This window comes from Croceitalea marina (assembly GCF_042684265.1).
Taxonomy (GTDB): Bacteria; Bacteroidota; Bacteroidia; order Flavobacteriales; family Flavobacteriaceae; genus Croceitalea; species Croceitalea marina.
Genome location: NZ_JBHULB010000080.1, coordinates 124568 through 133191, shown reverse-complemented (window position 1 = coordinate 133191; position 8624 = coordinate 124568). Strand labels below are relative to the sequence as shown.

The window sequence follows — 8624 nt, the reverse complement described above, 5'->3', positions numbered from 1 at the left end:
GAATCAATGAGGAAAAAAATTAAAAATAAACGTTAACTTCAGCACCAAAATGAGTCGATCTCGTGCACTTGATTTGCACTGCTCAGTTTAATCCGCCGCAGGTGGTATACATTGACCGCCCTATCCACGTAACTATTGATTGATGTTGCGCACTTTTAATTTCCATACAAACTTTCAAAATACTCCCTCTTCTATTTGTGTGAGAAAATAGCACATCAACGAATCCATTTCCTTCTTTAACTTCTCTTGACATTTGAACACCACTAGTTCTGCAGTAATTTTCTATTGCGTTACAAATAATTGGTTGAAACTCTATCTCAGTTTTAGGGGTGTTGAAATTATTTTTTCTCCAAAAACCTTGAAAAGACTCTTTAAAATCCACTTCATGCTTTAGTTTGTTAAGCACCACCTTCAGCAGCCATTCTTTTAACTCCTCATCTGTATCAAACGAGTTAACATCTTTTGATATCAGAACGTCATCTACTAAACCTTTAACCATAACCTGTTCAAAGCTATTTTCGCATGGAACTTCCATAATACCACCTCTGTTAAAACCAACAAGGGCTTTATAATTGTAAAAGTGTGGGGTTTCTACAGTTGAGCAAAAGCTACAATTACAAGGAACCATTTCTTTGTATTCCAATTTTCCATGTCTGCTAAATTCATCATGTATTTCCCCTAAAATCATTCGTATGGCCGATAAAAGCCCTTTTTTTGATGATCCTGATAAGGTTATTTTTATTTTCTTAAATATAAAATCCTCTTCGACGATTGCTACTGTATCTTCATATCCAAGCTTAACCCCGTATCGCCAATACTTATTATCAATAATAAAACTATGCGCTTTAACAATAAACTTAGCCAAAATGCCAGACGGCATAAACTCATAACGATATTCAAATTTTAACTCTGGGAACTCAGAATTCTCATATAATACATCCTTATCAAGCAATTCTACTGGCAGTTGATTCGGTATAATATATCCTGAGTTATCATTTAATTCAAAACAAAGCTCATAATTAATCATCAACTTTATCAACTCCATTTCTTTATTTCTAAATCTAGGCTCATCCCAAATTTGCAATAACATCTCATTGGAAACCTTACCATTATTTGAAAATACTAGCTTATTATCCAAGACTTTATAAATTCCATCTACACACCAATCAGTTTTAATAAAAACAGTCTTTCTAAGAAGTAAATCATTTTTGTGATGAATAATTACCCCTAAATTGTGTAGAAAACTACTCAAAAAATCGGCTTGACTCACATTAAGCCCCTCTTGATTACACAGTTCTAAATAAAAAGGATAATCTATATAGTCACTTTCTTCTGAAAGATTTTCTAAATATCTTCTAATGTTAACCCACTTATTGGAAAACTTCTGTCTAGTTTGAGGTAAAGTTAAAATTGAATCCTTAATGCCCTCCCTAAGATTATCAATAGTATATTCAAAATTAGACTTACAGCTTACATCGTAAAAACCTATTATATTTGGAAACTGTGCAATGTAAGTTTCTCTAGGCAATAGTTTTTTTCTTTTGTCAATCTTACTTAAAACAACTAGAACTGGGCTATTCGAACCAAGTATCTTTATAGTATTTAACCATAGATAAAAATCTAAATAATTACTTTCTTGACGAGCTTCAGTTACAAATAAATAAAGAGAATTTTTCGTTATAAATAACTGGTGGGTGGCATCATACTTTTCTTGCCCTCCAAAATCCCAAACATTAAATCTAAAAGTTTTATTTGAATTACCTTCTTTAAATTTAAAATACCACGGGTGCTTTAATATTGATATTCCCAGAGTAGAATCTTGATTGGAAAATTTGTACTCTGGATTAGTTAAAGTTTTTGTCAATACGGTTTTACCAGCATTACCTCTTCCCACGACTACCAACTTGGCCTCTAAAAGTAGTTCTTGGCTATCTGCATCCTCCATAGATTGAAGGAAATTCTTAATAGCAGTTATACCCCCAACCGTAATCTCTGATGGAATATTTTCTAAATCCCAACCACTATATACAAATCGTTTTAAGCTTTTCAATTTTAAAAAATCCTTGGAAAGTTTAAATACAGGGGGGGCTTCAATATCATCATTTGGACCTTTTCCAATATATCTTCTAGAAAAATCAAAATCTTCTAGCCTAGGCATTTTAAATATTACATCTGGAAATTCCTCTAGAGGATTCCCTGCCAAATTAACCACCTCAAGTTTTTTAAGCTGTGATATTTTTTTTGAAACCTTTGTTAACCTATTACCTGCAATATTAAGATTTCTCAGATTCACCATGGAAAAAGCAGTACTCGGTAGTTCTTCGAATAAATTGCCAATCAAATAAAGTTGTGTTATACTTCCACAAAAATCAACATTTAATGGTAGTTTTTTTAAACCACATTCCTGAAGAAATAAACTTCTGAGTTCCTGAAATCTAAAGGATTCTAAAGGAATTGATTCAAAGTTAATCAGTACAATCTTATTCAGCCTTTTTAGCTCTAGAACAATATTTGGCAAAACTCTTAATTCTTCTCCAGACAGATATAAATAAGTTAACTCTCTAGGAATTCCGTCAATTCGGGTAAGACTATTAGTATCTAAGTACAGGTAATCGAGTTCGACCCAATCATCCAATTCTTTTGGGAGAAAAGTAATATTCCCACTAAAACTCAAATGATTAAGGTTTTCCATTTGCATTAGTTGTAATGGAAAATCTATCCCTCCATAACGTAGAAATAGTTTCTTTAATTTTTTTAATCTCAATAACTCCTTGGGGATAATTTCAACTTTGAATGGATACAAATTAAGTTCCTCTAACTCAACTAAATCAAATAATTCTGAAGGAATTTCCAGTTTGTTTGTTAGGATTTCTTGTTCATGGATATCAGAAAAACTAAAGTTTTTAGTACCGGTATTTTTGGCTTCATAAATTTGGTTAAGCAAACTATTTAATACTGCATCCCTATCCATTAGATAACATTTTTAATCTTAAAAAACCTGACAAAAAAACGTGCAAATAAAAAAACCCCTTTGCAATTAATTTATAATCAATTGCTTAGGGGTTTTAATTGTTGGCCTACTAGGACTCGAACCTAGAACGACTGGACCAAAACCAGCTGTGTTGCCAATTACACCATAGGCCATTATCAATAAGAGCGTGCAAATTTAAAACAAACTTTTGTTTCGGCAAACAAATTCGACACAATTAGAAACAAAACTAAGCGATATTCATGTTAAAGGTTTTTGAAAATTGCCCATACATCTCTTTTTTATTTGGTAATTTCGCCCCAATTCGTAAAGTACGCACTACATGTTTGCAAAAAAATTTGAGAAATGGGACACCATTTTGGGCTGGGTTGCTTTTTCAATTGCATTTATCACATATTGCTTAACTGTTGAACCCACTGGAAGCTTTTGGGATGCCGGGGAATACATTACTACTTCGGCAAAACTTCAAGTAGGGCACCCACCAGGGGCTCCGCTTTTGCAAATGATAGGCGCTTTTTTCTCCATTTTTGCCTTTGGCGATACCGGCAAAATTGCCTTAATGGTTAATACAGTGTCCATAGTTTCAAGTGCTTTTACCGTACTTTTTATGTTCTGGACCATTACGAATTTGACCAGAAAATTAATCGTTAAAAAATCAAACTTATCCAATAGCAACGCCATTGCAGTTTTAGGAAGCGGACTCGTGGGTTCATTAGCCTTTACCTTTTCAGATAGTTTTTGGTTCAATGCCGTGGAAACCGAGGTTTATGCCATGGCGAGCTTGATAATGGCCTTATTACTATGGCTTGGCTTAAAATGGACCGACAATTTAGAGGATGTCAGGGGCAATAGATGGCTACTTCTAATCTGTTTTGTTGTCGGACTTACTTTCGGAATTCAATTCATGGGCTTTTTGGCTATTCCATCCATAGGTCTATTATATTTTTTCAAAAAATACAAGAAGACTACCGTAAAAAACTTTTTACTGGCGAATATTGTCGTAGTAGCTATTTTGATGTTGGTTTATAAGTTCTCTCTAACCTATGTCCTTAAAGTATTCGGATGGAGCGAAGTATTCTTTATCAACGATGTGGGGCTACCTTTTAATTCTGGCTCCATCATCATGGGAATCGTATTTATAGCCGTTTTTTACTTTTCCCTACGATATACTCGAAAAAACAATTATCAAACTGCAAATACGATTGTACTTTGCTTTATGTTCTTGATTCTTGGTTTTTCTTCTTGGTTAATGCTTCCGATAAGGGCTAATTCGCAAACCGTGGTTAATGAAAACAATCCTGAAGATGCACGTTCGCTCTTAGCTTATTATAATCGCGAGCAATATCCCGGTGTTGAAAGTCCTTTTTACGGTGCATATTACTCCGATACTTTTGCGCCAGCGGGCGAAGACAAAGATGACAAACCCAAATACGAAAAAGATAGAAAGCTGGGCAAATACGTTATCGTCAATAAGTACAAAAATGCATTACAAGGGCCGAATGATAAACATATAGGCTTATTACCTCGTTTATGGAGCGATCAGCATGCCGAAAATTATATGCGGTATTTTGATAGGCTAGACTTTAAAATAAAACCACGATATATTTCTGACAAACAATTGCGTGACGCCGTTAAGCAATTCAGGGAATTAGAGGCGCAGGGTGAAATTGATACAGAACAATACATTCAATTCTTGCGAAGCTTTGGTGAATATATTGAGGTCTTACCCCCTACACTGTGGCAAAACGTCAAATACATGTTCGAATTTCAATTTGGCTACATGTATATGCGTTATTTTATGTGGAATTTTGTTGGTAGGCAAAATGATGTTCAAGGGCGTTATGATGAAAATGGACATTGGCTAAGTGGAATTCCTTTTGTGGACAGTCTACGATTAGGAAGTCAAGATAACCTGCCAAGCGATGTTTTAGACAATAAAGCGCGCAACACTTATTTCTTTTTGCCATTGCTACTAGGAATCATCGGACTGGTTTTTCAAATATCACGAAACCCTAAGCAATTCTGGGCCTTCTTCGTCTTCTTTATGTTTACGGGAATAGCCATTCAGTTTTATACAAACCCATATGTATTTCAACCAAGGGAAAGAGACTACTCTTTGGTAGGATCGTTTTATATTTTTGCGCTTTGGATTGGATTAGGGGCCTTTGGACTCTATGAAGAAGTAAAAAAACTATTGAAGCCTAAATTATCCGCACCTATAGTGACCCTATTATGTATTTTAGCGGTTCCCTTGTTAATGGCTTATCAAAATTGGGACGACCATGACCGTTCTGGTAGATATACAGCTAATTCAACAGCTAAAGCCTATTTAGCCTCTTGCCAAGAAGATGCCGGCGCTATTCTCTTTACCATTGGCGACAATGACACATTCCCCTTATGGTATGTTCAAGAGATTGAAGAATACCGAACCGATGTTCGGGTAGTAAATACCAGCCTTTTTGCTACGGATTGGTACATAGACCAGATGAAGCGCAAGGCCTATGAAAGTGACCCAATACCTTCTCAACTTACGCATGACAAATACAGCTACGGAACCCGAGATGCAGTTTACTATTCTGAAGTTGATGATATATTCGGGAAAGAAATTTCGGAAAGCAGATGGAATATTAAAGACTTTATAAATTGGGTTGGTAGTGATAATTCACAGACTAGGTATAAATTTATTGTTGAAAAACGTGGTGGAGATTTAAGTGCTTATTCAGAAAGCAATCTAGATATTGTGTATTACCCAACGAATAAAATCCGGATTCCTGTAAATAAGCAAAATGTATTAGAGAGTGGATTGGTAAAGCAGCAAAACGCCGATTTAATTTTAGATTATATTGATATAGATCTTCCAAAAAGCGCATTACCAAAGAACCGTATTTTAATGCTAGATGTTATTGCCAACAACGATTGGAAAAGACCTATTTATTTCTCTGGCGGTAGTTTCGACAATGCGGAATATATTTGGATGAAAGAATATTTGCAATTGGATGGTTTGGTCTACAAACTGGTTCCTATTAAAACGACAAATGAAAGTCCCTATGAAATGGGAAGAATCGATAGCGATTTAATGGCAGACATTGTTGATGGTTGGGAATGGGGTAATGCTTCAAGCTCGGATATCTATCATGACCCTCAAACACGTTCGCAAGGTCTTTCTTTTAGAAGTAACCTTGCTCGTTTAATGGAAACACAAATAGCGGAAGGTAAAATTGATGAAGCCAAAAAAACCATAGAAACCGCAATGACCAACGTACCATTTAAGCACTTCGGGTTTTATGCCTTTGTGGAGCCCTATGTAGATGGTTACTATCAAGTAGGTAGTCAGCAAAAAGCGCGTGAACTTTTCGCAAAGCTCAAAAAGGTTTACCAAGAACGCCTGGAATATTATGCTGGTATTCCGCTTGATGAGCAGTACAATAAGATTGATGACATTCTTTCGGACATGGAAGCTTATCGAAGAAATATAGATATCCTAATAAGAAACAGGGATCGAGATTTCGCCGAAAAAGAAACTTTGATTTTTAATGAATATATCGACAAGTTCACCCAATTTATTGGTGAAGAGGATCAAGAATATTTAAATGACCCCAGTAGAGGAGAAGACCCAGATATGCAAGATACAATTCCTCTGGATACGATTCCTTCGGTTGAAGACGGTACTCTGATTGAGCAGTAGGCAGTAGGCAGTAGGCAGTAGGCAGTAGGCAGTAGGCAGTAGGCAGTAGGCAGTAGGCAGTAGGCAGTAGGCAGTAGGCAGTAGGCAGTAGGCAAAAATATTTGATATAGTTAATTAGCCGCCTATTTGATAAAAAACTCTTTTCTTATGAAAAGCGATAGCAGTATTAAAAAAGTACGCACAAAGAAAATATTGCTTGGTATAGCTATTGGCTTTTTTCTAGGATACCTGGTTTTTGATGTCCTTTGGGGATATTTTCAGAACTAAATAAGAAAACTAGTTAGTATACTCACTAAGGATACCGATCAGGGTATTGGCATCTTGCTCACCACTTTGTCTCCAGACCATTTCACCCTTTTTGTAAATCATTAAGGTAGGCAGGCCTTTTATACGAAGTGCTTGTGAAAGCTCTTTGTTTTTATCAACATCTATTTTTATCACTTTGCCCTTATCACCAAGTGCGGCAGCTACATCACGAAGTACAGGATGCATTGAAGTTGATTGTTCGTTCCAGTCTGCATAAAAATCTAACAATACTGGAATATGTAAGTCAATAAGTTCACCAAATTTAGACATGGCAAATAGGTTATGTTTCTGCCCAAAAGTAAGAAAAAATGTTAAAGTTATACGTGAAGTGAAACCTTTAGCGCCTTGATATGCGTTAAATTCACGTTAAACCTTTCTTTTTAAGGGTTATCACAGATATTTCTGGCCAGATTCCGAAGCGTCCGGGGTAACCGATAAAACCAAAGCCCCTGTTCACATTAATAAATTGGCCAAGCTCTTTATATACGCCTGCCCAATATTTGTAACGCCATTTTACCGGGCTCCATTTAATAAAGCCTGGTATTTCAACACCAAACTGCATGCCGTGGGTATGCCCGCTCAAGGTCAAATGAAAATGATACTCATCATTTATTACAACATCTTCCCAATGAGATGGATCATGACTCATCAAAATTTTGAAGTCATCTTTATGAATTCCCTTTTTAGCACGTTCTAAATCTCCTGCTTTCTTGAACCTTCCCCTACCCCAGTTCTCAACACCTACAAGCGCTATTTTTTCACCATCTCTTTCCAGATATCTGTGAGAATCTAACAATAAATCAAAGCCCATATTTTTTTGCAAATCTTTCAATTCTTGTAAGTTCTTTGCTTTTGCCTCATCGCTTTCCCAAGCTACGTAATCTCCATAATCGTGATTTCCCAGAACAGAATACACCCCATCTTTTGCGCTAAGTGTAGCGAACAAATCTGCCCAAGGCTCCATTTCTTCGGTTTTATTGTTGACCATATCACCCGTGAATAGAATAACATCGCTTTTTTGAGAATTGATCAAGTCAATACCATAGGCAACTTTATCTCGATTATCAAAACTACCACTATGCACATCAGAAATTTGCGTAATTTGATAACCATCAAAGGCATCAGGTAAGTCATCAAATTCTAAGTTGTACTTAAGCACCTTATAGTTATACTTTCCCTTGTACATTCCATACAACAAAGCTCCAAAAGGCAAGGCTGCTAGACCGACACCAAGCATACTTACAAACTTTCTTCTAGAAGGCAGATAATTGCTCTTACCTTCTGCCAACCCATTTATCTTGTTGTAAGCGAATGAAAAAACACGAACGATATCCTCAACCAAAAGAAAGAAGCCAAGAACCAGCCCAAACATTAAAAAGGAGAAAAAAACTCCACCTGCAATGGCTGTCCCAGGGGATAATGCCTTGCCAGGCACATACCCCAAAACCTTGATTATAAAAAAACACAGGGCTGCCAAAAACAATACCCCATATGAAATTTGAATCCATTGATTCTTAAACAAAGTCTTAAATCCTTGAAAACCATAAACGGCAAGAATAACATAGATGACACATAAGACAATAAGAAATCGAGACATGAATATTTTTTTACAAAGCTATTTTTTCTAGAAAAAGTAAAGGTAGT

The 8624-nt window shown here is 35.9% G+C and carries 4 protein-coding genes and 1 tRNA gene; 1 reads left to right on the top strand and 4 read right to left on the bottom strand.

Going from position 1 to position 8624, the window contains the following annotated elements:
• Positions 1 to 82: 82 nt before the first annotated feature.
• Both ACFSQJ_RS17030 and ACFSQJ_RS17025 read right to left on the bottom strand, forming a co-directional pair.
• Positions 83 to 2971, bottom strand: a complete 2889-nt coding sequence (locus ACFSQJ_RS17030; protein WP_377768127.1) for a COR domain-containing protein — start codon at positions 2969 to 2971, stop codon at positions 83 to 85.
• 101 nt (positions 2972 to 3072) lie between these two features.
• Positions 3073 to 3144, bottom strand: a tRNA-Gln gene (locus tag ACFSQJ_RS17025).
• Between the two features lie 167 nt (positions 3145 to 3311).
• On the opposite strand from ACFSQJ_RS17025, the gene ACFSQJ_RS17020 reads away from it, so the two are divergent.
• Positions 3312 to 6674 (top strand): DUF2723 domain-containing protein, encoded by a 3363-nt coding sequence (locus ACFSQJ_RS17020; RefSeq protein WP_377768126.1) that lies wholly within the window; start codon positions 3312 to 3314, stop codon positions 6672 to 6674.
• 276 nt (positions 6675 to 6950) lie between these two features.
• Here ACFSQJ_RS17020 and ACFSQJ_RS17015 read toward each other — a convergent pair whose 3' ends face one another.
• Both ACFSQJ_RS17015 and ACFSQJ_RS17010 read right to left on the bottom strand, forming a co-directional pair.
• Positions 6951 to 7250: a thioredoxin family protein gene (locus ACFSQJ_RS17015; RefSeq protein ID WP_377768125.1), complete on the bottom strand. Its 300-nt coding sequence runs from the start codon at positions 7248 to 7250 to the stop codon at positions 6951 to 6953.
• A gap of 91 nt (positions 7251 to 7341) precedes the next feature.
• A complete protein-coding gene (locus tag ACFSQJ_RS17010) occupies positions 7342 to 8577 on the bottom strand; it encodes a metallophosphoesterase (protein ID WP_377768124.1) in 1236 nt (411 codons plus the stop codon).
• Between the last annotated feature and the right edge of the window lie 47 nt (positions 8578 to 8624).